Origin of the sequence: Streptococcus cristatus (genome assembly GCF_963529205.1) — a bacterium.
Taxonomy (GTDB): Bacteria; Bacillota; Bacilli; order Lactobacillales; family Streptococcaceae; genus Streptococcus; species Streptococcus cristatus_O.
The window spans coordinates 1-23317 of record NZ_CAURYF010000026.1 but is presented as its reverse complement, the minus strand read 5'-3'; the positions used below and the strand labels follow the sequence as shown (position 1 = coordinate 23317).

The 23317-nt window shown below is 42.0% G+C and carries 24 protein-coding genes; 6 read left to right on the top strand and 18 right to left on the bottom strand.

The window, feature by feature from the left end:
* Positions 1 to 70: 70 nt before the first annotated feature.
* The 3 genes from RWS39_RS06910 to RWS39_RS06900 are packed head-to-tail and all read right to left on the bottom strand — an operon-like array spanning position 71 to position 2292.
* Positions 71 to 745, bottom strand: coding sequence for an ABC transporter ATP-binding protein (locus RWS39_RS06910; RefSeq protein ID WP_314481830.1), 675 nt, complete (start codon positions 743 to 745; stop codon positions 71 to 73).
* Entirely contained in the window at positions 732 to 1997 is a 1266-nt protein-coding gene (locus RWS39_RS06905; protein WP_223367896.1) for an efflux RND transporter periplasmic adaptor subunit, read from the bottom strand. Before RWS39_RS06905 ends, RWS39_RS06910 begins: the two co-directional genes overlap by 14 nt.
* A gap of 28 nt (positions 1998 to 2025) precedes the next feature.
* Positions 2026 to 2292: a hypothetical protein gene (locus tag RWS39_RS06900; protein WP_005592220.1), complete on the bottom strand. Its 267-nt coding sequence runs from the start codon at positions 2290 to 2292 to the stop codon at positions 2026 to 2028.
* A 237-nt stretch (positions 2293 to 2529) separates the two neighbouring features.
* Between RWS39_RS06900 and RWS39_RS06895 the strand changes: the two genes are divergently transcribed.
* The gene (locus tag RWS39_RS06895) at positions 2530 to 3540 is read left to right on the top strand and encodes a lactonase family protein (protein ID WP_314481828.1); all 1011 of its coding nucleotides are present in this window, start codon (positions 2530 to 2532) and stop codon (positions 3538 to 3540) included.
* A gap of 31 nt (positions 3541 to 3571) precedes the next feature.
* Entirely contained in the window at positions 3572 to 3757 is a 186-nt protein-coding gene (locus tag RWS39_RS06890; RefSeq protein WP_005589722.1) for a hypothetical protein, read from the top strand.
* 60 nt (positions 3758 to 3817) lie between these two features.
* Here RWS39_RS06890 and RWS39_RS06885 read toward each other — a convergent pair whose 3' ends face one another.
* Both RWS39_RS06885 and eno read right to left on the bottom strand, forming a co-directional pair.
* On the bottom strand, positions 3818 to 4402 hold the full coding sequence (locus RWS39_RS06885) for a hypothetical protein (protein ID WP_314481825.1): 585 nt from the start codon (positions 4400 to 4402) through the stop codon (positions 3818 to 3820).
* Positions 4403 to 4478: 76 nt separating this feature from the next.
* Positions 4479 to 5783: a surface-displayed alpha-enolase gene (eno, locus tag RWS39_RS06880; protein WP_314481823.1), complete on the bottom strand. Its 1305-nt coding sequence runs from the start codon at positions 5781 to 5783 to the stop codon at positions 4479 to 4481.
* Positions 5784 to 5967: 184 nt separating this feature from the next.
* Between eno and RWS39_RS06875 the strand changes: the two genes are divergently transcribed.
* Together RWS39_RS06875 and RWS39_RS06870 are read left to right on the top strand one after the other, a co-directional pair.
* Positions 5968 to 6426 (top strand): DUF1694 domain-containing protein, encoded by a 459-nt coding sequence (locus RWS39_RS06875; RefSeq protein ID WP_314481821.1) that lies wholly within the window; start codon positions 5968 to 5970, stop codon positions 6424 to 6426.
* Positions 6423 to 6782, top strand: a complete 360-nt coding sequence (locus tag RWS39_RS06870) for a nuclear transport factor 2 family protein (protein ID WP_314481819.1) — start codon at positions 6423 to 6425, stop codon at positions 6780 to 6782. The genes RWS39_RS06875 and RWS39_RS06870 overlap by 4 nt, the downstream gene beginning before the upstream one ends.
* 122 nt (positions 6783 to 6904) lie before the next feature.
* On the opposite strand, the gene RWS39_RS06865 is transcribed toward RWS39_RS06870, so the two are convergent.
* From RWS39_RS06865 to RWS39_RS06825, 9 genes are all read right to left on the bottom strand, one after another.
* On the bottom strand, positions 6905 to 8035 hold the full coding sequence (locus RWS39_RS06865) for a glycerate kinase (RefSeq protein ID WP_314481817.1): 1131 nt from the start codon (positions 8033 to 8035) through the stop codon (positions 6905 to 6907).
* An 8-nt stretch (positions 8036 to 8043) separates the two neighbouring features.
* Positions 8044 to 8691 carry a phosphoserine phosphatase SerB gene (gene serB, locus RWS39_RS06860; RefSeq protein ID WP_314481816.1) on the bottom strand — a complete coding sequence of 216 codons (648 nt, stop codon included), beginning with the start codon at positions 8689 to 8691 and terminating at the stop codon, positions 8044 to 8046.
* A gap of 100 nt (positions 8692 to 8791) precedes the next feature.
* Entirely contained in the window at positions 8792 to 10516 is a 1725-nt protein-coding gene (gene ezrA / locus RWS39_RS06855) for a septation ring formation regulator EzrA (RefSeq protein WP_314481814.1), read from the bottom strand.
* Between the two features lie 85 nt (positions 10517 to 10601).
* A complete protein-coding gene (gene gyrB, locus RWS39_RS06850; RefSeq protein WP_314481813.1) occupies positions 10602 to 12551 on the bottom strand; it encodes a DNA topoisomerase (ATP-hydrolyzing) subunit B in 1950 nt (649 codons plus the stop codon).
* A gap of 1 nt (position 12552) precedes the next feature.
* Positions 12553 to 13131 (bottom strand): HAD-IA family hydrolase, encoded by a 579-nt coding sequence (locus RWS39_RS06845; RefSeq protein WP_314481812.1) that lies wholly within the window; start codon positions 13129 to 13131, stop codon positions 12553 to 12555.
* Positions 13132 to 13253: 122 nt separating this feature from the next.
* On the bottom strand, positions 13254 to 13802 hold the full coding sequence (locus tag RWS39_RS06840; RefSeq protein ID WP_314481810.1) for a DJ-1 family glyoxalase III: 549 nt from the start codon (positions 13800 to 13802) through the stop codon (positions 13254 to 13256).
* 36 nt (positions 13803 to 13838) lie between these two features.
* Positions 13839 to 15071: an FtsW/RodA/SpoVE family cell cycle protein gene (locus tag RWS39_RS06835; protein ID WP_314481808.1), complete on the bottom strand. Its 1233-nt coding sequence runs from the start codon at positions 15069 to 15071 to the stop codon at positions 13839 to 13841.
* A 12-nt stretch (positions 15072 to 15083) separates the two neighbouring features.
* On the bottom strand, positions 15084 to 16058 hold the full coding sequence (locus RWS39_RS06830) for a YeiH family protein (protein WP_314481806.1): 975 nt from the start codon (positions 16056 to 16058) through the stop codon (positions 15084 to 15086).
* 114 nt (positions 16059 to 16172) lie between these two features.
* Complete coding sequence (locus RWS39_RS06825; RefSeq protein ID WP_314481804.1) at positions 16173 to 18617, bottom strand: bifunctional DnaQ family exonuclease/ATP-dependent helicase; 2445 nt, start codon at positions 18615 to 18617, stop codon at positions 16173 to 16175.
* A gap of 132 nt (positions 18618 to 18749) precedes the next feature.
* On the opposite strand from RWS39_RS06825, the gene RWS39_RS06820 reads away from it, so the two are divergent.
* Entirely contained in the window at positions 18750 to 19385 is a 636-nt protein-coding gene (locus RWS39_RS06820) for an MBL fold metallo-hydrolase (protein WP_314481802.1), read from the top strand.
* Positions 19386 to 19574: 189 nt separating this feature from the next.
* On the top strand, positions 19575 to 19772 hold the full coding sequence (locus RWS39_RS06815; RefSeq protein ID WP_314481799.1) for a hypothetical protein: 198 nt from the start codon (positions 19575 to 19577) through the stop codon (positions 19770 to 19772).
* Between the two features lie 88 nt (positions 19773 to 19860).
* Here RWS39_RS06815 and ftsX read toward each other — a convergent pair whose 3' ends face one another.
* The 4 genes from ftsX to RWS39_RS06795 form a co-directional block, all read right to left on the bottom strand.
* Positions 19861 to 20787 (bottom strand): permease-like cell division protein FtsX, encoded by a 927-nt coding sequence (gene ftsX / locus RWS39_RS06810; RefSeq protein ID WP_314481796.1) that lies wholly within the window; start codon positions 20785 to 20787, stop codon positions 19861 to 19863.
* Complete coding sequence (gene ftsE, locus RWS39_RS06805) at positions 20780 to 21472, bottom strand: cell division ATP-binding protein FtsE (protein WP_005589698.1); 693 nt, start codon at positions 21470 to 21472, stop codon at positions 20780 to 20782. The genes ftsX and ftsE overlap by 8 nt, the downstream gene beginning before the upstream one ends.
* Positions 21473 to 21526: 54 nt before the next feature.
* Positions 21527 to 22622 (bottom strand): peptide chain release factor 2 gene (gene prfB, locus RWS39_RS06800; RefSeq protein ID WP_314481793.1). Its coding sequence is split into 2 segments (ribosomal slippage): positions 21527 to 22549 and positions 22551 to 22622, totalling 1095 coding nucleotides; the frame shifts between segments, so codons are not numbered across the junction.
* A gap of 284 nt (positions 22623 to 22906) precedes the next feature.
* Positions 22907 to 23317 (bottom strand): cation-translocating P-type ATPase C-terminal domain-containing protein (locus tag RWS39_RS06795; RefSeq protein ID WP_314481791.1); only part of this gene is annotated, 411 nt, incomplete at its 5' end.

Genomic DNA, 23317 nt, shown 5'->3' with positions numbered 1-23317 from the left:
AGCATAGAGCGCATTTTGTGGGACAGGATTGAGTTTAGAGCTACAAAAATATCTTCCATATAGCCCCCTTCTATCCTAATACCCTAGTCTCTATATTACCGTCCCGCAAGACAACTGTTTGCTTGCAAAGCTGAGCCACTTCCGGCTCGTGGGTAATGATGACAATGGTCTTGCCTTGTTCATTAAATTGCTTGAACAGCTCCATAATCTGAACACTGGTCTTGGTATCCAGCGCCCCAGTCGGCTCGTCTCCCAAGATGAAGCTGGGATTGGTCACTAGGGCACGCGCAATGGCTACCCGTTGCTTTTGACCACCGGACAGCTCCATAGGCTTGAAGTCACTTCTTTCTTCCAGACCGACCAATCGCAGCATTTCCAAAGCACGCTCGCGTCTCTCTTTTTTAGGAACTTTCATGTAAGTCAGAGGTAGTTCAACATTTTGGCAGGCTGTCAGCTTGGGCATGAGGTTGAAATTTTGGAAAACAAAGCCAATCTTCTGATTACGCAAATCAGATAGTTGGTTGTCGGATAAGTCAGAGACGTCAGTCCCTTCAATATGATAAGAACCTGCGCTAGCCTTGTCCAAACAGCCGATAATGTTCATCAAAGTGGACTTACCTGATCCAGACGGCCCCATAATCGCTAGAAAATCCCCCTCTTTCACATGCAAATCAATTCCTTTCAAAATCGGAAATTCCTGACTGCCCTGTTGATAAGATTTGTGGATGTTCTTAAGCTTTAACATTCTGTCCTACCTCCATCCCGTCTTTCATGCCTTCTCTAGGCGTCGAAATGGTATCCTGCATAGTCAGACCTTCTGTAATCTCTACCAAACGGTCAGAAACTTTCTTGGTCTTAACTTCCTTCATTTTCACCTTTTTACCCTCTACCTTCCAGACATAGGTCTTACCATTTTTACTGAAAGTATAGGCCTTATTGACAACAACCTTGCCGGCTTCAGGAGCATTTTCTACAACATTGACATAAGAATGGGAGCCTACAAGTGGCATTTCACCACCCTGATCCAGCTCGACAGTATAAGGGAACTTGCCTTGGTTGGGGTTTTCCTGTTGTTTATTTCCACCATTGCTATTTCCAGCATTTGCAGTTGTCAAGGTGCCGACCTGAGTGACGGTGCCACTCCAGCGCTTCTTAGGATCTTTGCGGTCTACAATATCTACTCTCTGACCCACGCTCAGCTTCTCACGGTCAAATTCGCTGACAGTCCCTTTTACCAAAGTCTTGGACTTGTCCATGATTTCAATAAAGGTTTCTTCTTCCTTTTTTGCCTTGGACTGAGTCGGAAGATCTTCGTTCATAGAGGTAATGGTTCCTGCTGTATCAGCCGTCACGGTATCATATTTCATACGGTCTGATTCCGTCTGGGCTGTCACCTGAGCCTTTTCAGCCTCAATCTGAGCATTCGTTACTTCATTGTCAGCAGTCTTAGCGTCACTTAGCGCTTGAGCCAGCTCGTCTTCAGCAGATTTTATCTGATCCAACAGAGACTCATCCTTACTAGAATTGTATTTATTCCTAAGGGCATTGAGACTAGCCAGCTTACGGTTATAAGTTTCCCATTTGATTGATGCGCTGGTTTGAGCAGTCGTAATGCCGTTGGCCTTAGCTTGAGCATCATATTGAGCAGACTGAGCTGTCAATTCCTGAGACGTCACATAGGAAAAGAGGGGCTGCCCTTGTGTAACAGTATCGCCATTTTTGACGAATACTTCCTTAACTTCACCTTTTGATGGGTCAATCTTGACCTTACTACTATTGTTAGCAACTACTTCTCCAGATAAAACCAGGCTTGTTTTTTTACTGTTATTGACAGCATCCTGGACCGTCAGAGAATCAATCTTATTATCAACCATTTGCATGGCTTGTTGTTGATTAACCTGATGAAGAAGTACATAGCCTCCCAGCCCAGCACAAGCAAGAATGACCGTGCTTCCCAATAGAATGGTTTTACGATTCATTTTTTTTCTTTGAAACATATTGCCTCCAACCTACAAGCTCTAACTTTTATTTATCAGTTGATTCAGATTCATCTGTTGGTAATTCTTCTCCATCCGCTGGGATTTGAATTACATTTCCATCTGGCATGGTGTACTCTGTCACTTCCTTGCCGTCTACTGTTTTCGTTTTTTGATCAACAGCATCTTTCTTAAAATCTACTTTTTTCCCATCGCTAATTTCTTTATTGTCAGCATTCTTAGAACCACATGCAGCTAGGAAAAAGACAGACATTCCGATAAGAGTTACAAGCATAGCGAATTTTTTTACGTTCATTTGATTTCTCCTTTGTTTTAGAAAACAGGAATTTTGAGCTTTCCTGATCGTATTTGTTTTTTTGAACAATTCCATTCTATCAAAGTGGTCTATCCCCTTCCTACCCACCATCTGTTTTTTATCTATTTTTTGATAAAATTTGAGATTTTCCTATAGATACAGGACTTTTCCTATCCAAACAGCTTCTTAAGTCGTTTTATGGTATAATAGATTGATATAAAAAAATGAGGTAGAAACATGACTCAAACAGTTTATTTTGGAACATACACCCGACGAGTTTCCAAAGGAATTTACAAAGCAGAGTTTGATACTGAAAAGGGAGGGCTCTCAAACTTAGAATTAGTAGCCGAAGAGCCAAGCCCCACTTATCTAGCCTTTGACCAAGCTGATCATCTGTACACCGTTGGTGCAAAAGACGGACAAGGCGGGATTGCGGCCTATGACCAAAAGAGACAGCTGCTCAATCATGTGGTTGAAAAAGGCGCACCGCTTTGCTATGTTGCTGTAGATAATGAAAGAGGTCTTGTCTACGGAGCTAACTACCACAAGGGGCAAGTGCTGGTCTACAAGCAGCAAGAAGATGGCAGTCTAAAACTGGCTGATTCAGACACCCACGTCGGGCAAGGACCCCACGCCAATCAAGCCTCTGCCCATGTCCACTATGCTGACTTGACTCCCGATCAATATCTAGTTACCTGCGATCTCGGAACAGATCAAGTCACTACCTACGATGTGACGGAAGACGGACAACTAAACAAACTGGCCACCTACACATGTGCTGCTGGGGCCGGGGCACGTCACATTGTCTTTCATAACCACTATAAAATTGCTTACCTTATCTGCGAACTAAATTCTACCATCGAAGTATTGATTTATGATGGTGTTGGTCAGTTTGAACACCTACAGACCATCTCAACTCTCCCAGAAGGATTTGAAGATTTTAACGGCACTGCAGCCATCCGCATCTCTGCCGACGGAAAATTCCTCTATGGCTCTAACCGCGGTCATGACTCAATAGCTGTTTATCAAATTCTAGCTGATGGAAGTCTACAGCTCGTTGAAATCACGCCAACAAAGGGCAAAAATCCACGCGATTTCAATATTACACCTGACCAAAACTACCTTATCGCTGCCCACCAAGATTCGGACAATGCAACTGTCTTCAAACGCGATCCTGAAACAGGCCGATTAACAGAAATTTCTCATGATTTTTATGTGCCAGAAGCTGTCTGCGTGACCTTCCAATAATCAAAAGAAAATTATTAACGGAGCATTCAAAATGAATCCAGTAGAATTGTTTAACCAAGTAAAAGAATTGATCGAAAAGAAAGATTTTGATGCAGCTAAGAAGTTTGTTGAAGACCACAAAGATGAGCTAGGCGAATACTTAGATAAAGCAAAAGATTTAGTAGCCAATTCAAAAGGGCTCAACGATGTCATCAACAAAGTTAAGTCGATTTTCTAAAATCTTATTTAAAATAGCTGTTGGAGGTCTGATCCAACAGCTATTTTGATTCATCAAGGTTTATTTGGTCCATTTCCGATTCATAAAATCATGTAATTCTTCCAGTCGTTCCCTTGTCAAGGGTTGAGCAAGAAAAACATCCTTATCGACATCTTTGTCCTTATTAAAATCATGTAAAGGAACTCTTTTATAAGCTATCTTATTGACAAGAGGGAGTTGACCATTTACATAGGTCGTGATTTCTATATCGCTTTCACTAAAAAATGCTCCATAGTAATCTTCCCGAACCACTACTGTCTGCCCTTTTTCCTCAAGATAGGCATAATGGTTCACCGGAACATAAACCGTAAAAAATATCCCAAGAATAGGAGAAAATGCCACTAACAATACTCCTAGAGCAAGAGCGGGATAAAGAACCCACCTATATCTTTTTACCAATAAATAGAAAGCGAGAAACAAAAAGGGAAAAGCAAACCATGGGCTGAACCGAGGATACCAGAATATACTGGTAATTATAAGAAATAATAGAACTGCCAAAAGTGCCAGAGAGCATGATTTGCGTTTATAAGCCAAAAAGAGGCCTATAAATAAAACGGTAAGAGCTGGCCACTCTCTGCTTAGGATATACAAAATGAAATAAAACATCCCAAAAGTCTCCCCTTATTTATTAAAAATCCCTTGAGTTAGCCTCAAGGGATTTGCTACATTCCATTAGAATGAATTATTTTTTCAAGTTGTAGAATGATTTCAATCCACGGTATTCAGCTACTTCACCAAGTTGGTCTTCGATACGAAGCAATTGGTTGTATTTAGCAATACGGTCTGTACGTGAAAGTGAACCAGTCTTGATTTGTCCTGCGTTAGTTGCAACTGCGATGTCAGCGATTGTTGAATCTTCAGTTTCACCTGAACGGTGTGATACAACTGCAGTGTAACCAGCTTCTTTAGCCATTTCAATCGCTTCAAAAGTTTCAGTAAGAGTACCGATTTGGTTAACTTTGATAAGGATTGAGTTAGCAGCACCTTCTGCAATACCTTTTTCAAGGTAAGAAGTGTTTGTTACGAAGAAGTCGTCACCAACCAATTGAACTTTACCACCAAGACGTTCAGTAAGAGCTTTCCAACCATCCCAGTCGTTTTCGTCCATACCATCTTCGATAGTGATGATTGGATATTTGTTTACCAATTCTTCAAGGTAGTCGATTTGTTCTGCAGCAGTACGTACAGCAGCTCCTTCACCTTCGAATTTAGTGTAGTCGTAAACTTTACGTTCTTTATCGTAGAATTCTGATGAAGCACAGTCAAATCCGATAAATACGTCTTTACCTGGAACATAACCAGCAGCTTCGATAGCAGCAATGATAGTTTCTACACCATCTTCAGTTCCTTCAAAACGAGGAGCGAATCCACCTTCGTCACCAACGGCAGTTTCCAAACCACGAGATTTAAGGATTTTCTTAAGAGCGTGGAAGATTTCAGCACCCCAACGAAGAGCTTCTTTGAATGATGGTGCACCAGCAGGTACGATCATGAATTCTTGGAAAGCGATTGGAGCGTCTGAGTGAGAACCACCATTGATGATGTTCATCATTGGAGTTGGAAGAACTTTAGTGTTGAATCCACCAAGGTAGCTGTAAAGTGGGATTTCAAGGTAGTCAGCAGCAGCACGAGCTACAGCGATAGACACACCAAGGATTGCGTTTGCACCCAATTTACCTTTGTTAGGAGTACCGTCAAGAGCGATCATTGCACGGTCGATAGCTTGTTGGTCACGAACATCGTAACCGATGATAGCTTCAGCGATAACATTGTTTACGTTGTCAACTGCTTTTTGTGTACCAAGACCACCGTAACGAGATTTGTCGCCATCACGAAGTTCAACTGCTTCGTGCTCACCAGTAGAAGCTCCTGAAGGAACCATACCACGTCCGAAAGCACCTGATTCAGTATAAACTTCTACTTCAAGTGTTGGGTTACCGCGTGAGTCGAGGACTTCGCGAGCATAAACATCAGTAATAATTGACATTTTGACTCTCCTTATTGTTTAAAATTATTTACTAGTCTATGATACCTCAAAAGCGCTTTTTTTTCAAGGAAAAACAGCAGCTTTGCTTGAAAAATCACAATTTTTGAAATGCAATCGGTTACATCCTATCTTTTTCTTAATGGTTTGAAAATAAGAAATCCTTTATTTATGATATACTAGAAATATGACAGATCTAAATAACATTATCATGGAAAAATCTCAGGGGAATGCTAAGCTCAATCCTGATGAACAGCGTAAATTTCTGGAAACTTTTGAAGAGCGGGTGATTGCTTATTGCTCTATTTCAGATGCAAATTCCTCGCTTCTAAAGCAGCATTTTAAAGAAATAGTTGAGAAGATCACTGAAAACTATCAGCCCGTCACAGTCAAAATATCGCCTGAAGTCATATCCAGCCAACAAGTTTTCTACCTAAAAACAGCCAAAGACTTAGGCTGTGAGGCCACCATTGTCTCCGCTTTTTGCCAATCCTCTCCTTTCGGTTTGGTGATCCATAGTGATCGTCCTGTGACCGTTGAAGAAAAGGACTTGAGCAAGCAATTTGCTGACGTCCTCCATCCAGCAGAAGATAAACCATCTACCCACAAGAAAACTTCCCTTTGGAAAAAAATGTTTCATAAATGACGGATTTAGAGAAATTATTTGCCTTTTTCGAGGCGGAAAATCAGCGTAATTGGGACATTTATCAGACTTTTTTAGACGAGCATGTCGCCTGGGAGCTACATGGAGAATCCCCTGAAATCATTCAGGGAAAAGAAGCCTACCTCCACAGGATACAGGAGGCCTATCAGAACAGTTCCGCACAGTTTTGTTGCCAATACTATCACACCAATGCCGAGCAAAGTCGGATTCTAACAATTTTGGTCAATGACCACGGAGACCTTTCCTGCGATCTATTTGAATTTGCAAACGGCTTAATCGTCAAAGAAGTCGAATATTTACTGAAAAAGAGAGTGGGACAGAAATCGGTAATTCGTTAGAATTCGATTTCGTCGTCCCACCTCCGCACAGTTGAGTAGGGCTGTAAAAGCTGATGAAATCAGCGTAATAGAGCCCACTCAACCACTGCGTCTTGCTCGACAAGCCAAAGACAATTGAGAGACTAGGACTTTTGTCCCAGTCTCTTTTTGATAGCTAATAGGCTTCCAATATTGCGAGCAGTACGGACCAAGTTTTCCCTCGCCTGAGCTAAGGTTGTATCCAAATCCGCAACTTGGGAGATAATTGAAAAAGCTGCCTGAATATTTTCCCTAGGAAATGGAGGTAAATCATCAGCTAAACTGCCACAGATCGCAAGAACGGAAATCTCTTTTGGCGTCCTCCTTGCTACCCCAACCGGAGCCTTTCCGGCCAAGGACTGCTTATCCATGCGGCCCTCACCAACAACAACCAAGTCCGCTTCTTTAACCCTGCGGTCAAAATCCAGCAAATCCAGGCAGGTATCAATTCCTGACACGACTTTCCCCTTAGCAAATGTGACTAGCCCTGCTGCCATGCCTCCTCCTGCACCAGCACCAGCTTGGGTGAAAATCTGCGGATTGACCAGCTCATAGAAGTTCCTCATTTCCTGATCGACAGATGAAAGAAACCATTCAGACAGGCCTTTCTGCCGTCCAAAGACCTGAGTCGCTCCCTGCTGCCCACATAAAGGATTGGACACATCTGTCAAAATCTCGATGTCAATATCATTCAGACAAGTTGGAACACGTTCTGCAGAAATTCGAGCAACTCTCCCTAGAGAGGAACCGATAGGTCGCAGTCGATTATTGTTTTCATCAAAAAATTCATAGCCCAGACCGGCTGCCATACCGATTCCACCATCATTAGTTGCCGAGCCGCCAACACCGACCAGAATCTTCCTGACCCCATTTTCAGCCAAATGAAGAATCAGCTCCCCCAGACCTCTAGTTTCCAAGTCTAAAGGATTGCGTTTTTCCTTAGGAATTAAAGCCAGTCCCACTAAATCTGCCATTTCAAAGAGAGCGAGCTGGTCTTGTCTTGCATATTTCATTTCGACTGGCTGGCCGAAAGGTCCAGTTACCCAATGGCGAAACTCTTTTAGCTTCATAGCAGAGACCAAGGCAGCCACAGTCCCTTCGCCACCATCTCCAATAGGCAGTAAGTCAAAAGTCGCTTCTGGCAAGGCTTGGGAAAAGCCTTCTTTCAAGGCCTCTGCTACCTGAACGGCAGACAAACTCTCCTTAAAAGAATCTGGTGCTAACAAGATATGCATAATGCCTCCTATTTTTCCTTAGCATCCAAAATATCAATTACTTGATAGAGGTCATAAACATTGATTTGATAGGGCGCTTGCTCTCTTACAATTGGCTTAGCATTGAAAGCAATTCCAATGCCGGCTGTTTGAATCATAGGCAAATCATTGGCGCCATCCCCCATAGCAACGGTTTGATTTAATTCCAAATTATTCTCTTGAGCCCATTCTTTCAGCATCTGAACTTTAATATCTTTGGTAACAATATCTCCCAAAACATGACCGGTCAGGAAACCATTTTTACTTTCCAAGCGATTGGCCTTTACATAGTCAATTCCTAGCTCCTCAGCCAGCCTATCCACCGTTTCATGAAAACCACCTGAAACCAAGCCAATCTTGTAGCCACGCGCATGCAGCTCATCTACTAATTTTTTAGCACCAGGCGTGAAATGAATCTTGTCAGCTATTTGAGAAAAGATAGTTTCTGGAAGCCCCTCCAAGAGAAAAACCCTCTCCCGTAAGGCAGCCTCGAAATCCAGTTCCCCGCGCATGGCTCGCTCGGTAATATCAGCCACTTGCTGCCCAACTCCAGCTTCCTCGCCCAGCAAATCAATGCCCTCTTCCATAATAAGCGTGCTATCGACATCCATCACCAATAAGCCTTTGACCCGACTCATCTGTTCACCTCATATTTTCTGTAATTTGTTGTATTATACAGGATTTTCAGTGACAAGACAAGCTAGATTGCAAAGAAAAAAAGTTCCCGAAGGAACTTTCTTAGAAGCGAATATTTTCGCGTGTTTTTTCATATGAGTTGATGAAACGAGCTGAAACCCCAGGCTCAACAACATCCAAGGCTTTTGAAATGATTTCCAAAGATTTTGCGTAATCAAATTCAACTTCAAAAGCATGAAGGGATTCATTGAAGGCTGCCTGCACATTGTCATCAAATGAACGATAACGGTTAGAGTATTGTAGCAACTGCTCTGTTAAGGTAGAATTTCGAACGATTCGATATGTCTCTTCTTCCAATTCATTCATTGTATTTGCCAAAATCTCTAACCAGCGGTTAACAGATTCGATATTTACACGAGTTGCTTCCAACTCTCTAGCCAGCTCCTCAATATAGTCGCTTGCTCCAAAGAAAATTGTTAAGAAGGACTCTGGAATACCCGGTAAATTACGTTTTTCCATAAATCGCTTAATCATATGCAATTTATTGGCGTAAATCGTAACTTTTTGACGGGCATTGACATCGTCTTTTTCGATCTTTTCTAGCTGCTCACCAAGTTCAATCTGTTCATCTTCGATTTCTTTCAATCGGTCTTGAATAGCTTCCAACTCTTCTCTAACTAATGAGAAAGGTTTCTTCATTTCAGCTGTATCTTCAAGTGAAGAGTGAACCACTGCTTCTTGAGCAGATAATTCAGATTTCAAATCCTTGATATGATTTATTTCAGGTTCTGGTAGCAAGAAGGAATGTGATAAACGTTCCATTTCGCTTTGAAGCTGTTGGTTATTCTCTTTAGTGTGTTCTAGGTAGTCAGGAAGGTAGTTCACCAACTTCTCAACGACTTTATGAGCCTCAATCTCTCGAGTAAAGATGGCATACAGAGCATCGATTTCCTCTTGAATTTGTTCATTCTCATACAAGGCATTATCTAACTCCAAAGCCGCAATATTTTCTTCATTTCGTTTCAAACTAGCACGAAGTTGTTGGAAACGCGCCTCTAAGTCAGTCTCAATAAAATGATAATTGGTTTCTAATAATTTACGGTAGCCAGACTCCAAATCTTCTAATTGATCTGGTAATTTCTCAGTCAAGTCTTCTACAATTGCTGGAACTTTTTCGACGATCTGTGTCAGTGCCAAGATACGATCTTCTGTTTTGTCTAAGATATCTGCCGCTTCCACAGGATCCCCTGAAGAATTGAGAGTAACAAATTGAGAGAAATCAGACTCAATATTTTCCATTTGCTTCTGAATTTCTGCAAGAGCTCGTCCATAAGCGTCAGGATTGCTAGCTACAGTATACTGCAAATTTTCAAACAGATCCAGAGCGTGTAAAACTCGTCCGCTATTTTTAGATTCTTGTTTTTTCAGATCTTCTAAAGCTTGACGAATTGCATGAATATCCTCACTGATTAAATCAATTTGACTTTCAATATTTTCGATCGCATGCTTAGCTTTGAGGAAACGGAAAGAATTATTGTAGCCCTCTGCCTCAAAGAGATTGTTCTCAATATCAGCAAATGAATTTAAAGAGAGGTCTACCCATTTTTGATTCCACTCACGGAAAGTCACTTGACTTTGCCCAATCAAATGTAAATTTTTAACTTCTTCCACTTCATCATTCACGGGAAGATTGTAAAGTTCCTCTTTTTTCTCCTCCAAACTTCGAAGCTTCGCTTCATTTCGTTTTCTCATATAGATAGCAGTAAAATAGCCTAAAATTAATAGTGCCGCTACTACAATAATGAGAATAATCAGTCCATTAGACATATAAAACTCCTTCATTCTTTTACTAAAAAGCAAACACATTGATTATATCACAAATTTATCTGTAATGGTTGTTTTTTCTAACTTTTTAGACATCAAGTGTGCTATATACTGCATTTTTTTCGATAAAATCACGACGAGGCTCTACACGATCTCCCATCAGCATATCAAAAATCTTATCAGCTTCTGCTGCGTCATCGACAGAAACTCGCGCCATTAGACGGTGTTCTGGGTTCATGGTCGTTTCCCACAACTGATGGTCATCCATTTCTCCCAAACCTTTGTAGCGCTGAATCGTCGGCTTAGAGCGACCTTCGCTATAGCGCTCAAGAGCAGCTTGCAGTTCTTCTTCTTGGTTAGCACCTGGCTGGATGTATTCTTTTACCTCGCTGCCGACCTTGACACCATAGATTGGTGGTTGGGCGATGTAGACATAGCCTGCTTCCAGAACCGGCTTCATGTAGCGGTAAATCAAAGTTAGGAGCAAAGTCCGAATGTGAGCTCCATCCACATCCGCATCAGTCATGATGACTAATTTATGATAGCGAGCCTTGCTGACATCAAAGTCAGCCCCAAAACCAGTTCCCATAGCAGTAAAGAGACTGCGGATTTCTTCATTAGCCAGAATCTTATCCATACTGGCTTTTTCAACGTTGAGAATTTTACCGCGAATCGGCAAAATAGCCTGAAATTCACGGTTACGCCCAGACTTAGCTGAACCACCCGCTGAGTCCCCCTCCACGATGAAGAGTTCTGTTTCCTGTGGGTTGTTGGACGAACAGTCAGCCAATTTTCCTGGCAGATTGGAAATTTCCAAGCCAGACTTCTTGCGAGTTACTTCCCGAGCTCGCTTAGCAGCGATTCGTGCCTTAGAAGCCAAAATTCCTTTTTCAACGATTTTTCGAGCCACCGCAGGATTTTCCAAAAGGAAATCTGAGAAGGCTTCGCTGAAGAGGCGATTGGTAATCTTAACCACTTCGCTATTGCCCAACTTGGTCTTGGTCTGACCTTCAAACTGAGGGTTTGGGTGCTTGACAGAGATGACCGCTGTCAGTCCCTCACGCACATCTTCCCCAGTCAGATTGTCCTCATTTTCTTTGAGAAGCTTATTTTTCTTGGCATAGTCATTGATGACCCGTGTCAAGGCTGTTCGGAAGCCTTGCTCATGCGTTCCACCCTCGTGAGTATGGATGTTATTGGCAAAGCTCATGACTGTTTCATGATAGCCAGTCGTGTACTGCATGGCGACTTCAACCGTAATGTCGTCCATTTCACCGTCAGTGTAAATCGGCGTATCAAAGATGACATCCTTGTTTTCATTGATGTATTGGACATAGCTGGCAATCCCGCCCTCATAGTGGTAATCCTTGACCTGCTCCATTCCGTCTCGCTTATCGGTGATGGAAATTCTGAGGCCACGATTGAGGAAAGCCAGTTCTTGTACCCGCTTATTGAGCTTTTCAAAGTCAAATTCTACTGTTTCAGTGAAAATCTCTGGATCTGGTGTAAAGTGGACTGTCGTACCTGTACGATCTGTCTCACCGATGACTTCTAGATCCGCGACTACATGACCTCGACGGTATTCTTGGTAATGAATCTGGCCGTTTTTATAAACGCGGACATCTAGCTGAGTAGACAGGGCATTTACAACGGAAGAGCCTACACCGTGCAGACCTCCTGAGACCTTGTAGCCACCACCGCCGAATTTTCCTCCTGCGTGAAGGACAGTAAAGACAGTTTCCACAGCTGGGCGACCTGTTTTCTCCTGAATGTCAACGGGAATGCCTCGACCATCGTCAACAACTGTAATCGAATTATCTTTTTCAATAAAGACTTGAATATGAGTGGCAAAGCCAGCCAAGGCCTCATCAATCGAGTTGTCAACAATTTCCCATACTAAGTGGTGCAGACCTTCCTTGGAGGTCGAACCAATATACATACCAGGGCGCATCCGAACGGCTTCTAAGCCCTCCAAGACCTGAATCTGACTGGCGTCATATTCTTGCGCTTGTATGTCTTGTTGCTTTTCTTCTGTCATGTTATTCCTTTTCTAGTTCAATATCTACAAATTCTTCAAGATTTCTCATATTATCAAAGAGATAGCAGCTAAATCCTGCCGCCTGACCAGCTTCGATATCAATCGGTCGATCTCCTATAACCAGCCCAGACTGAATCTGGTACTTGTCTTTTAAATACAGCATAGACTCAGGATCTGGCTTACGTTTAAAACCATTAATAGCCGTCACTACTTCTGTAAAATAAAGACCAATCTGCGTCTTCTGCAAAATCTCTAACACCTGATCATCTCGGTGAGAAATCAAAAAGTTTCTGCCACCTTGCTGGATAATTTGCGCCAATAATTCTGATGCACCGTCAAATAAAATCGGATGCTCTAATGCCTTAGCCTCGTTGGCCTTATAAGCCTTTAAAAATTCCTTGTTTCTAGGGGCAAACTGGCGGACTGCATACTCTGTCGAAACCTTGAGAGCCTTATAAACTTCATCATGACTCGCAGTTAGACCAAAGTCCTGCAAGGTATGGACAAAAGCTGCGGTAGAAGTCTCATAATTATCCAAGAGAGTCCCACCTAAATCCCAGATGTAATCTTGATAATTCATACCCTTTATTATACCATGTTTTTTGAAAAAAAGGGGCTTTTATTTATGATGAAATAGCATATTTCATAGATTTTTCATCCAACTTAGACAGAAAAAATCCACCCGAAAATCGGGTGAATCTTTTACTTCTCAAAAACATCTTTAAAAAGCATAGAACTTGCTAATTGATTCGCATCTCCTCCTAGCTGGCAAACCAACTCATAGGCGAAAGGCAGAGCTGTGGATGGGCCACGGCTGGTGATCAACTTTCCATCTACGACAACGGTCTGCTTCTGATAGCTACCATTCTCAATGTTTGCTTCCACTCCATCGTAGCAAGTAAAGTTCTTGCCATTCAGCAGACCTACGCGGTCAAGGGCAATCGGAGCCGCACAAATCGCTGCGACAAATTTATCTTCTGCTTGAAATTCCTGTAGAACTTCCATTAGGCGGTCATCATCTCGCAGATTTGTTGATCCTGGCATACCGCCTGGAAGAATGACCATATCATAAGCAGATAGATTGCCATTCCAGACTTGATCGGCTTTAACAGTAATCTGGTGAGAGCCTGTCACAGACTCCTCAAAACCAATCATATCACAGATAAAGCCTGCACGACGCAAGACATCGACAACGGTGAGGGCTTCAATTTCTTCAAAGCCATTGGCTAACATAAGAGCTACTTTTTTCATGTAAAACACCTTTCTAGGATACAAGGTATCCATTTCTTATTTTATTTTTCTAAGGACAACTTTTTTACGAACAGGCGGAGTCACCGCATGCTTCTCCTCTTCTAGGCTATTTTGATAAGAGACAGACAGTAGGAGACCGATTCCGATGAGATTGCTAACGATGGAGGACCCCCCTTGGGAAATGAAGGGGAGTGGAATCCCTGTCAAAGGCAAAATCCCTGTCACAGCACCAATATTTTCAAAAATATGAAAGAGCAGCATCATAATGAGACCGGTCGAGATATAGGTGTAGAACTGATTGTTGGACTTAATAGTAATCTGAAGCATACGATGAATCAAAAACAGATAAATAACAATCACCAAACTCGAACCAAGAAAACCAAAATCCTCTGCAATCACGGTGAAAATCATATCACTTTCACGGACAGGTACTAGAAGATTTGAGACATTAAATCCTTGACCTAGCAAACCACCACTTCCTATAGCAATCTGTCCCTGTGCCTGCTGATAGGTTACTGTCTGAGCATATTCAAAAGGATGGAGCCAGGCTGAGATCCGATTGATCTGATAAGTCGGCATCCCTAAACCATGGAGAAAAGCACGGCCACCATTTGAAATAAAGATCAACATAAAGACAGTAAAAAGAAGGGATACTGTCAAGAAAACTGGTAGAATAATCTTCCACGAAACACCAGATAAGAGAACAATGCCGCAGTATATCGCAGCAAATACTAGAGCTGTCCCCAAATCACTCTGCAGGGCTAAAAGAAACAAGACTGGCAAGGTATATAATGCTAATTTTACAATCAAAAAGAGATCTAAAGCAATGGTTCGCTCATAGTTCTTATTTTGCTGCAGAAACTTCACTACAACTCGCGACAGCATCAAAATATATGAAATTTTCATAAATTCAGATGGCTGAAAGAGGGTAACCCCACGAATAGATACCCAGTTTTTCGCCCCTGTAGAAGCCACTAAGCTCTCACTATAAAATACAAGCGGAAGAATCATAAGTCCCAAACCTAAAAGATACAGAAAAGGCGTCATCTTCCAAAGAAATTTAGTATTAAAAAACATAACGATAAAGCTAATCAGAAAGCCTAATAATATCCAAACTACTTGCTGACCAACAATCTGCAAGACATTATTTGGATAATCATGACTAACCGCTATATAAATAGCTGTAACTCCGATTGATAGTAAGAGCAAGACAGGTAAAAGCAAGCTGTAATCAATCCGAGATTCAAATGCTCTTTGCTGTGAAGGCATAATTTTCCTTTCTTACAAAAAATATTGGATAATCAAGCTAGAAACTGCGACGCAGAACCAAGCAAAAGCTCCGGTTAATAATGGTCCAGCTCCAGCTTCCTTGAACTGTTTGAATGACACCTTGGCTCCAATCCCGGCTAAGGCCATAGCCATCAGCCATTGGGACAACAGCTTTGTGTAAGGAACTAGATTTGATGGAAAAATTCCCAAACTGCTCACTACAGAAGCCAGGACAAACCACAAAATAAACCAAGGAAAAATCTTCTTCAAGTCTACTTTTTGAGCTGACCGCTTATCTCGAACATATCGATAGCCTGCAAAGATGAGACAGGCGGGTACAATCATCAGCGCTCGGCTTAGTTTGACAATGGTTGCCAAATCGCCCGCCGCTTGACTGTAAGTATAACCTGCCGCGACGACTGACGAAGTATCATTGATGGCCGTCCCTGCCCAAGTCCCAAAATAGGCATCGGACATTTGCATGAGATGCCCCAGAAAAGGAAAGATGAAAACAGCTAAAATATTGAAAAAGAAGATGGTTGAAATGGAAAGAGCAATATCCTCTTCTTCTGCTTCTAAAATAGGCGAAGCTGCTGCAATAGCCGATCCACCGCAGATAGCCGTTCCAAAGCCAATCAAAATAGTTAAAACACGTCTCATTTTGAAGAATTTCCCAGCGGCATAAGCCGCCAAAAAAGTGATCAAAATAGTCAAAATACTAATCTTCAGAGAGGATAAGCCCGTTACAGAGACCTTGCCGATTGACATGGAAAAGCCTAAAAAGATAATAGAATATTGAAGCAGTTTCTTTCCTGAATAGGTCAAGCCCGGCTGAAAGGAGTCTGGTAGTTTCCATAAATTACTAAGCAAAATTCCTAAAACAATGGCAAAAACACTGGATCCAATCAGCGGAAACCAATTCCCTAAATAAATGGCAATAGCTGCTATTGCAAATGATAGAGCAATTCCTGGTAGATTCTTTTTCATGTCATAACCTTCTTTCTATTCTTTTCATTATAGCAGATTTTTGGCATCAGTGCCGAGAAAATTTGCAATCATTTAGAAAAACAGCCAGATAAAATTGACTGTTTTCAAGCAGTTTTAGTCGAAAAACTCTTTTAATTCCTTTACAATATCCCGCTGAGAAAGCATTTCTAAAGATGCCAACTGATTTAGATTTTGCTGAATTTGCCGACCGTAGCGCTTGGTTGAGATACGCTTGTCCAGAAGAATAACAGCCGACTTCTGGTGTTCATTGCGACGGGTTCGCCCCATGGCCTGCTTCAATCGTAAAATAGCTGACGGCAACTGATAATCGTAAAAAGGATTTTTGCCTTCTGCCTTCAGATGATGATTGATTTTTTGCACAAAGAAATCTTTGGGATTATCAAAAGGAATCCGCGTGATGAGCTGAATGATTTGCTCTTGCTGAGCAAAATCCGCTCCTTCCCAGAAACTGCCTGCTCCTAGCAAGATGGGTGCCTCTCCCTTATCAAAACGTCGCTTGATATTGGCTGGCTCGCCGTTCTTATACTGGGCCAAATGTGGCAAGGTCAGCTGGTCTGAAGTGGCCAGCAATAAATCCTTGGATGTAAATAGAACCACCATCGGCAGATTCAGTGGAGCCAAGCTCTCTAAGCTTGCGACAATCCTCTCAGCGTATTCCTGAGTTGATAAATCCACCACATCTGGAAAATCTAGATCTAAAAAAAGTTTCTGTAGGGGCTTCTTTTGCTGAGGAAGTTTATAAAAATGATAATCCTCAAAACCTAGTAATTGAGGCAAATTCACCTTGGAACTAATCTCCAAAGTAGAAGAAACTAAGATTACCTTAACTGTCTCAGGCAGGAAATCCTTAAATCTCATCAGTTCTGAGCGCCCAGCATGAAGTCTTGCCACACGATGATCTGCAAATTGTTCTTCCGTTAGCCAGAAGTATTGGTACTTGGTTGAAAATAATTCCCTGAGCTCTGGCAGCAAGTTTTCATCCAGCTCAGACACATCCTGACGTAACTTGGCTATCTTCTGTGAATCCAATTCACTGGTCTTACCCCGCTGCTTTTCGGCAGCATCTGCCAGTTCAAATTGGATGCTTTGCAAGAGTCTTTCTTGTAAAATCCGTTTTTCTGTCTGTAGAGCTTGACTGATAGTTTGCAATTGCTTGGTCAAATTGATACTGGCCTGCGAAAAACTTTCCAAGGCAAAAAACATTTTCTGAGCCTCGTCCACTACCAACATCCGATTGTCCAGCAAAGACTGGTCATCTTCAAGGCGCGTCAAAAGATAAGCATGATTGGTAATCACGACACGACTGCTAGCTGCCTTGACCTGCCCCAGTCGCCAAAAATCCTCTTGATAAAAGAGCGAATACTTACTTAATTTCCCATCATGGCGTATCTGGCTAAAATAAGACTCGAAACGATAAGCTTGACCGATTTCATTTAAATCACCCGTCTCGGTCTCTGTCAGCCAAACCAAAAGCTGCATTTTGCAACGATTAACAAGTCGATTATCATCCAAGACCGATAGACTTTGATAAAAATGATCTAGTTTCAGATAATTTTCGGGACTTTTGAGATTATGAAAAGAAATATGAAAGACTTCCTCTAAGAGTCGGCCTTCCTTTTGCATCAGCTGGTCCTGTAAAATCTTCGTCGGAACGGTTAGCAAGACCCTTTCCTGACCATGAGCCAAAATGGGCAATAAATAGCCAAAAGTCTTGCCAATCCCTGTCTGAGCCTCCAAAAAGCTAGCCGCAGTCTGACTAAGCGCCTCAGTCACATACTGCGCAAATCTCAGCTGGTCGGGACGCTCGTCCAGTCCCAGCAGATAAAGGTTGGTCAGAAAGTCCTGTGAAAGTTTCTTCTCAGGCGGCAGGATTCTCGGCTTTTTCAAAAAGATACCATGCGTCTCCTGCAAAGCCTGACCAGAATAGTCTGGCATCGACTGAAAAATCTCTTCTATAGCTAGCCGTGACTCATAGATGAGACTATCGGAAAATTCCAGCACTTTCTCTAGCAAAGCTTTTGGCAGTCCAGTCATCTTTTTCTGGATTTTTAGAAATAGCTGAGCTGTTGCCTGAGCATCTGCCAAAGCGGTATGAGCATTTTCCAGAGGAATCTCCAGAAGCTCGCACAGATTTCCTAAGGCATATTTATCAAAAGTCGGATAGAAAACCTGAGCCAGTTCCACCGTATCTACTCTTGGAGTCAATAGGTCAAAGCCTTCCCAAAAGAGAGCTTCTGCCAATAAATTGGCATCAAACTTGACATTATGAGCGACAAAAATCGCATCCTCAATCAGTTCATAAACTTCACGGGCAACCTGTGAAAAATCCGGAGCTTGGCGCAAGCGCTGATCATCCAATCCTGTCAGCTGTTTAATATGCTCATCCAGATCCTCATACGGATTCACATCTGTTTCATACGTTTGGCAAATCACCCCGTTTTCAATGATGACAATGCCGATTTGAATAATTTTTGCATTGCTGTTCGCACTTGTAGCCTCCAAGTCGATGACAGCATATTTATAGTTCGATTGTGTCATACTGCTATGATTATATCACAAATGCCAGCCTGAAACATCTGAAAATAAGCTGAGCCTCAAAATAAATTTTGTGCAAAATTTCTGCTTTTTTGTTACACTCTTTATTGAGAAAACATATGCAAAGGAAGCCCAATGAAAGTTCACAAAATTGTCAATCTCATCGCTTTTGAAAATACTTATGTCCTTGAAAATGACCGTCATGTCATCGTAGTTGACCCTGGCAGCGACTGGCGGAAGATCCAACGCAAGCTAGAAGAAATTGCTAAGCCTATCACAGCTATTTTGCTGACCCATACGCATTACGATCATATTATGAGTCTGGATAAGGTCCGAGATAACTTTGCCAATCCGCCTGTCTATGTAGCTGAGAGCGAAGCAAGCTGGCTCTATACTCCGACAGACAATCTATCCGGTCTTGACCGCCATTCAGATTTGGAAGACGTCATTCTCAGACCTGCTGAACATTTTTTCAACTATCACAAGGACTACCAACTGGACGACTTTCATTTCTATGCTGTGCAGACACCTGGTCATTCTATCGGAGGAGTTTCCATTATTTTCCCAGAAGATCAGGTCGTCCTGACTGGTGATGCCCTCTTCCGTGAAACCATCGGCCGTACAGATCTACCAACAGGTAACATGGACCAGCTCCTTACTGGTATCCGCGAAGAGTTATTTGTCTTACCCAAAGACTATCGCGTCTATCCCGGCCATGGAAATGACACAACGATTGGCCACGAAAAGAATTTCAATCCATTTTTCCAATAAACTAATAATGAGGCAGATAACAAGACCGCCTCATTTTAAATTAGCTGCTAAATGACTATTTCTATGTAAGAATGAAAAGAGGAGCTTTTAGAAAAAGTCAGGAAATTGCTCTAGAACCTGTCTTCCATGTCTTGTTGCTTTTTGCTTAATATGATATACTTGGTTCATAGAAAAGAAAGGATGGTCTTCATGATGGATAAAAGAAAAATTTGGTTAATTCTGCTGGCTATTTCAGCTATGATAACTCTCCTTGGATTAGGTTTTTCTGCTTATATTTTTTATGTTTTTGACAAGCCTTTTCTAAACAGTACCACAAAAGGCCTCTTGTCTGCATTCTTTTTTACCCTCATCATAATCAGCCTCGGCCTATCGAAAACAAAGCGATAGCAATAATTTATACTTTTAATGCAATAAAAAAACAAACACCAAATGATGTTTGTTTTCAATCCGAACAGCCTACACGGCTGTTTTTTTATTAAATCTTCAAGAAGCGTCTCATGGAGATGGATGAACCAAGTGAACCGATAAAGATTCCCAAGACTGATACAGCCCCAATCATAGCAGGGACAAACAAGTGTGGCTCAATCATGGAAAGATTTTGCGCAACAAGATTTTTATTCATGGTTTGATAGGCCATATTATAACCAAAATAAACTAAGGCTACTGGTAAAACTGAACCTAGCAAGCCAATCCAAGCACCCTCAAAGAGGAAGGGACCGCGAATATAGCTATTTTTTGCCCCTACCAAACGCATAATCTGAATCTCACGACTCCGTGAAATAATCGTAATCCGAATAGTATTGGAAATCAGGAAGACTGCAATAAAGATGAGCAAGCCTGCCCCGACCAGTCCCCATACTCGGATAAAATCAGATAAGGCAAAGAGTTTTTTCGTATTAGCTCCACCATCCTGCACTTCCGAAACACCTTCCAGCTTCTTGGCTTCTGCCGCAACGGAATCTACATATTTATGCTCTGTCGTATCGACAATGTAAGCGTCATAAAGTGGGTTTGAATCCCCCTCAAAGACCTTCCATTCACTTCCCATCGTCTCTGTCAGCTTTTCGTACTGCTCTTCTTTACTTGAGTAAGTAACCTTTGAGACATGATCCATTGAAGTTAGGGCGTCATAAATCTTGTGGTAATCATTATTTTTAACTGTCTGACCTTCTTTAACGATTGTTGTGCTGTTGTCAGCGATGTCTTTGCGCATATAGACAACAATACGAACGTTGTTTGAAATATCAGACGCTAGCTTTGCGGTATTTAAAATAACAGAGGCAAAGATAGCAACTAAACTGAGAGTAATAGTGACTGAACTCACAGCTGCGACTGTCATCCAACCATTCCGCTTAAGGCTCTTAAGCGATTCAATTAAATGACGGAAAAACCTTCTAATCATCGTATCCGTATTCTCCTTCCGCCTCATCACGCACCACACGACCATTTTCGATAGCAATGACGCGGTGACGTAGGGTATTTACAATCTGACTATTGTGAGTCGCCATCAGAACTGTAGTTCCTTGCAGGTTAATGCGCTCCAGTAGATTCATGATTTCCCACGAATTATCTGGGTCCAAGTTACCGGTCGGCTCGTCAGCAATTAAGACCTGAGGATTGTTGACAATGGCACGCGCAATCGCAATCCGCTGCTGTTCTCCCCCTGACAACTCATTCGGGAAGGAACGAACCTTGTGCTTAAGGCCAACCAGATCCAAAACTTCCATGACGCGCTTCTTGATATTTCTACGACGCTCACCGATAACTTCCATAGCATAGGCAATATTCTCATAAACGGTCTTTTTAGGAAGTAGTTTATAGTCTTGGAAAACCACACCAACTCTACGGCGCAGCATTGGAATATCCCGTTTCTTGATTTTCCCCAAGTTAAAACCTGCTACAGCAAGGTTCCCTTTATCGATTTTAATTTCACGATAGAGGAGTCTAATAAAAGTTGATTTACCTGCTCCTGATGGACCCACAATATAGGCAAATTCACCTGGTTCGATATGTATAGATACACCACGTAGAGCAGTTGTCCCGTTGTCATACTTTTTAACAACGTCTTTCATTTCAATCATTGACATGAATTAGTACAATTCCTTTCATCAGAGTTTTTATCTAGCGATTTCACTCTGTTTTTAGTTGAGTCTCCATTTTAAATAGGCATCAATAAAGCCATCTAAGTCTCCGTCCATGACCTTATCCACCTGAGCTACTTCATAGCTAGTTCGATGATCTTTGACCATTGTATAAGGAGTAAAGACATAGGAACGAATCTGACTGCCCCAAGAAATCTCTTTTTTATCTCCCTTGAGCGAGTCGACTTCTGCTGCTTTTTTCTCTTGCTCCAACTGATAGAGCTTAGCCTGCAGCATTTTCATAGCTCGGTCACGGTTGCCATACTGGGTCCGGTCAACGGTAGACTGTACGACAATTCCTGTCGGAATATGGGTCAATCGCACACCAGTTGATACCTTATTGACGTTCTGTCCGCCGGCTCCGCCTGAACGGAAAGTATCCATCTTGATGTCATCATCACGGACTTCTACTTCAATCGTGTCATCCAGCTCTGGCATAACCTCTACTGAAGTAAAGGAAGTATGACGGCGTTTCGCTGAATCAAATGGCGAAATCCGAACCAAGCGGTGAACACCCATTTCTGACTTAAGTAGACCATAAGCATGCGGCCCTTCAAAGGAAAGGGTCACTGACTTAATACCCGCCTCATCACCAGCCTGATAATCCAAGACTTCTACTTTGAAGCCCTTGGCATTGCCAAAGCGCGTGTACATCCGCAGCAGCATATCGCCCCAATCCTGAGCTTCCGTTCCACCAGAACCTGGGTGAATTTCGAGAATGGCGTTGTTATTATCATAAGGCTCCGACAGCAAGAGAGTCATCTCATAGCTGGTCATCATTTTCTCGAGTTCGTCCAGCTTTTCTTCCAACTCTTCTTGAACCGAGTCGTCCTCAGCCAAAAAATCAAGCAAGATTTCCGATTCATCAAAAAGCTCGGTCATATGATGGAAATTCTCATAGGTTTGCTTGAGTTCATTGAGCTCCTGAGATGTCTTTTGAGCTGCAATATTATCATCCCAAAAGTCAGGCTCTGTCATCTTATTTTCTAAGATGGCAATTTCTTCTTCCAAGCCCTCTAAGTCAAAGAGACCCCCTGAAAGAAGCTAATTTTTCACGATTTGCGTCAATCTTTTGACGAATTTCTGAAATGTCCATAAATACCTCTTTTCATATATCGTTTTATTATAACACATTTTCAGACATTTGCCTAATCGGATAATGAAGCTCCTTCATTTTATACAATTTTTAATGGATAGGCAAGAATGGGAGCAGCTTGTTACGGAATTGTTAAAAAAGTAATATAATGACATGGGTTGCTAGGATCTTTTCGAGACTTCCCAGCTTTTATGCACGAAAATGAGCTGGTTTTTGGTTATATCCATCACCGCCACCAAAGCCATATTTACGCAAAAAAGCCATCCGCAGATGACTTTTTGCTGTTAAATAGCATTCTTGTCCATACCTAATTTACGTTGGATGAACTTAACAATTTCAACAATGATAATCATAGAGAAACTGCCGATCAGGACAACAGCCCATTGAGTCACATCTAACTTAGTCACATGGAAAATCTTTTCCAGTGGATCAATCACAATGGTTGAAACCAATAGAATGAAAGAAACCAGAATAGACCAGTTGAAAGTCTTAGACTTAAACGGTCCAACTGTAAAGATAGATTGGTAAACAGATTTCACATTGTAAGCATGGAAGAGCTGAATAAGGCCTAGAGTTGCAAAGGCCATGGTAAGGGCATCCGCATGGATCGCTTTTACATCGCCGATATGAACTGGATTAGCAATAGCATAGCCATAGACGGACAGAACGAGAGCACCTTGCAGCAATCCTTGGTA

Excerpts from the sequence above, each read along its gene's own strand:
- RWS39_RS06835 (WP_314481808.1), bottom strand. The coding sequence starts at position 15,071 with ATGCCTTCACAGCAAAGAGCATTTGAATCTCGGATTGATTACAGCTTG.
- RWS39_RS06910 (WP_314481830.1), bottom strand. The coding sequence starts at position 745 with ATGTTAAAGCTTAAGAACATCCACAAATCTTATCAACAGGGCAGTCAG.
- RWS39_RS06905 (WP_223367896.1), bottom strand. The coding sequence starts at position 1,997 with ATGTTTCAAAGAAAAAAAATGAATCGTAAAACCATTCTATTGGGAAGC.
- gyrB (WP_314481813.1), bottom strand. The coding sequence starts at position 12,551 with ATGACAGAAGAAAAGCAACAAGACATACAAGCGCAAGAATATGACGCC.
- ftsX (WP_314481796.1), bottom strand. The coding sequence starts at position 20,787 with ATGATTAGAAGGTTTTTCCGTCATTTAATTGAATCGCTTAAGAGCCTT.
- RWS39_RS06825 (WP_314481804.1), bottom strand. The coding sequence starts at position 18,617 with ATGACACAATCGAACTATAAATATGCTGTCATCGACTTGGAGGCTACA.
- ftsE (WP_005589698.1), bottom strand. The coding sequence starts at position 21,472 with ATGTCAATGATTGAAATGAAAGACGTTGTTAAAAAGTATGACAACGGG.
- RWS39_RS06865 (WP_314481817.1), bottom strand. The coding sequence starts at position 8,035 with ATGCATATCTTGTTAGCACCAGATTCTTTTAAGGAGAGTTTGTCTGCC.
- RWS39_RS06815 (WP_314481799.1), top strand. The coding sequence starts at position 19,575 with ATGATGGATAAAAGAAAAATTTGGTTAATTCTGCTGGCTATTTCAGCT.
- RWS39_RS06890 (WP_005589722.1), top strand. The coding sequence starts at position 3,572 with ATGAATCCAGTAGAATTGTTTAACCAAGTAAAAGAATTGATCGAAAAG.
- RWS39_RS06830 (WP_314481806.1), bottom strand. The coding sequence starts at position 16,058 with ATGAAAAAGAATCTACCAGGAATTGCTCTATCATTTGCAATAGCAGCT.
- RWS39_RS06845 (WP_314481812.1), bottom strand. The coding sequence starts at position 13,131 with ATGAATTATCAAGATTACATCTGGGATTTAGGTGGGACTCTCTTGGAT.
- eno (WP_314481823.1), bottom strand. The coding sequence starts at position 5,783 with ATGTCAATTATTACTGATGTTTATGCTCGCGAAGTCCTCGACTCACGC.
- RWS39_RS06900 (WP_005592220.1), bottom strand. The coding sequence starts at position 2,292 with ATGAACGTAAAAAAATTCGCTATGCTTGTAACTCTTATCGGAATGTCT.
- RWS39_RS06870 (WP_314481819.1), top strand. The coding sequence starts at position 6,423 with ATGACGGATTTAGAGAAATTATTTGCCTTTTTCGAGGCGGAAAATCAG.
- RWS39_RS06895 (WP_314481828.1), top strand. The coding sequence starts at position 2,530 with ATGACTCAAACAGTTTATTTTGGAACATACACCCGACGAGTTTCCAAA.
- RWS39_RS06875 (WP_314481821.1), top strand. The coding sequence starts at position 5,968 with ATGACAGATCTAAATAACATTATCATGGAAAAATCTCAGGGGAATGCT.
- RWS39_RS06820 (WP_314481802.1), top strand. The coding sequence starts at position 18,750 with ATGAAAGTTCACAAAATTGTCAATCTCATCGCTTTTGAAAATACTTAT.
- RWS39_RS06840 (WP_314481810.1), bottom strand. The coding sequence starts at position 13,802 with ATGAAAAAAGTAGCTCTTATGTTAGCCAATGGCTTTGAAGAAATTGAA.
- ezrA (WP_314481814.1), bottom strand. The coding sequence starts at position 10,516 with ATGTCTAATGGACTGATTATTCTCATTATTGTAGTAGCGGCACTATTA.
- RWS39_RS06885 (WP_314481825.1), bottom strand. The coding sequence starts at position 4,402 with ATGTTTTATTTCATTTTGTATATCCTAAGCAGAGAGTGGCCAGCTCTT.
- serB (WP_314481816.1), bottom strand. The coding sequence starts at position 8,691 with ATGAGTCGGGTCAAAGGCTTATTGGTGATGGATGTCGATAGCACGCTT.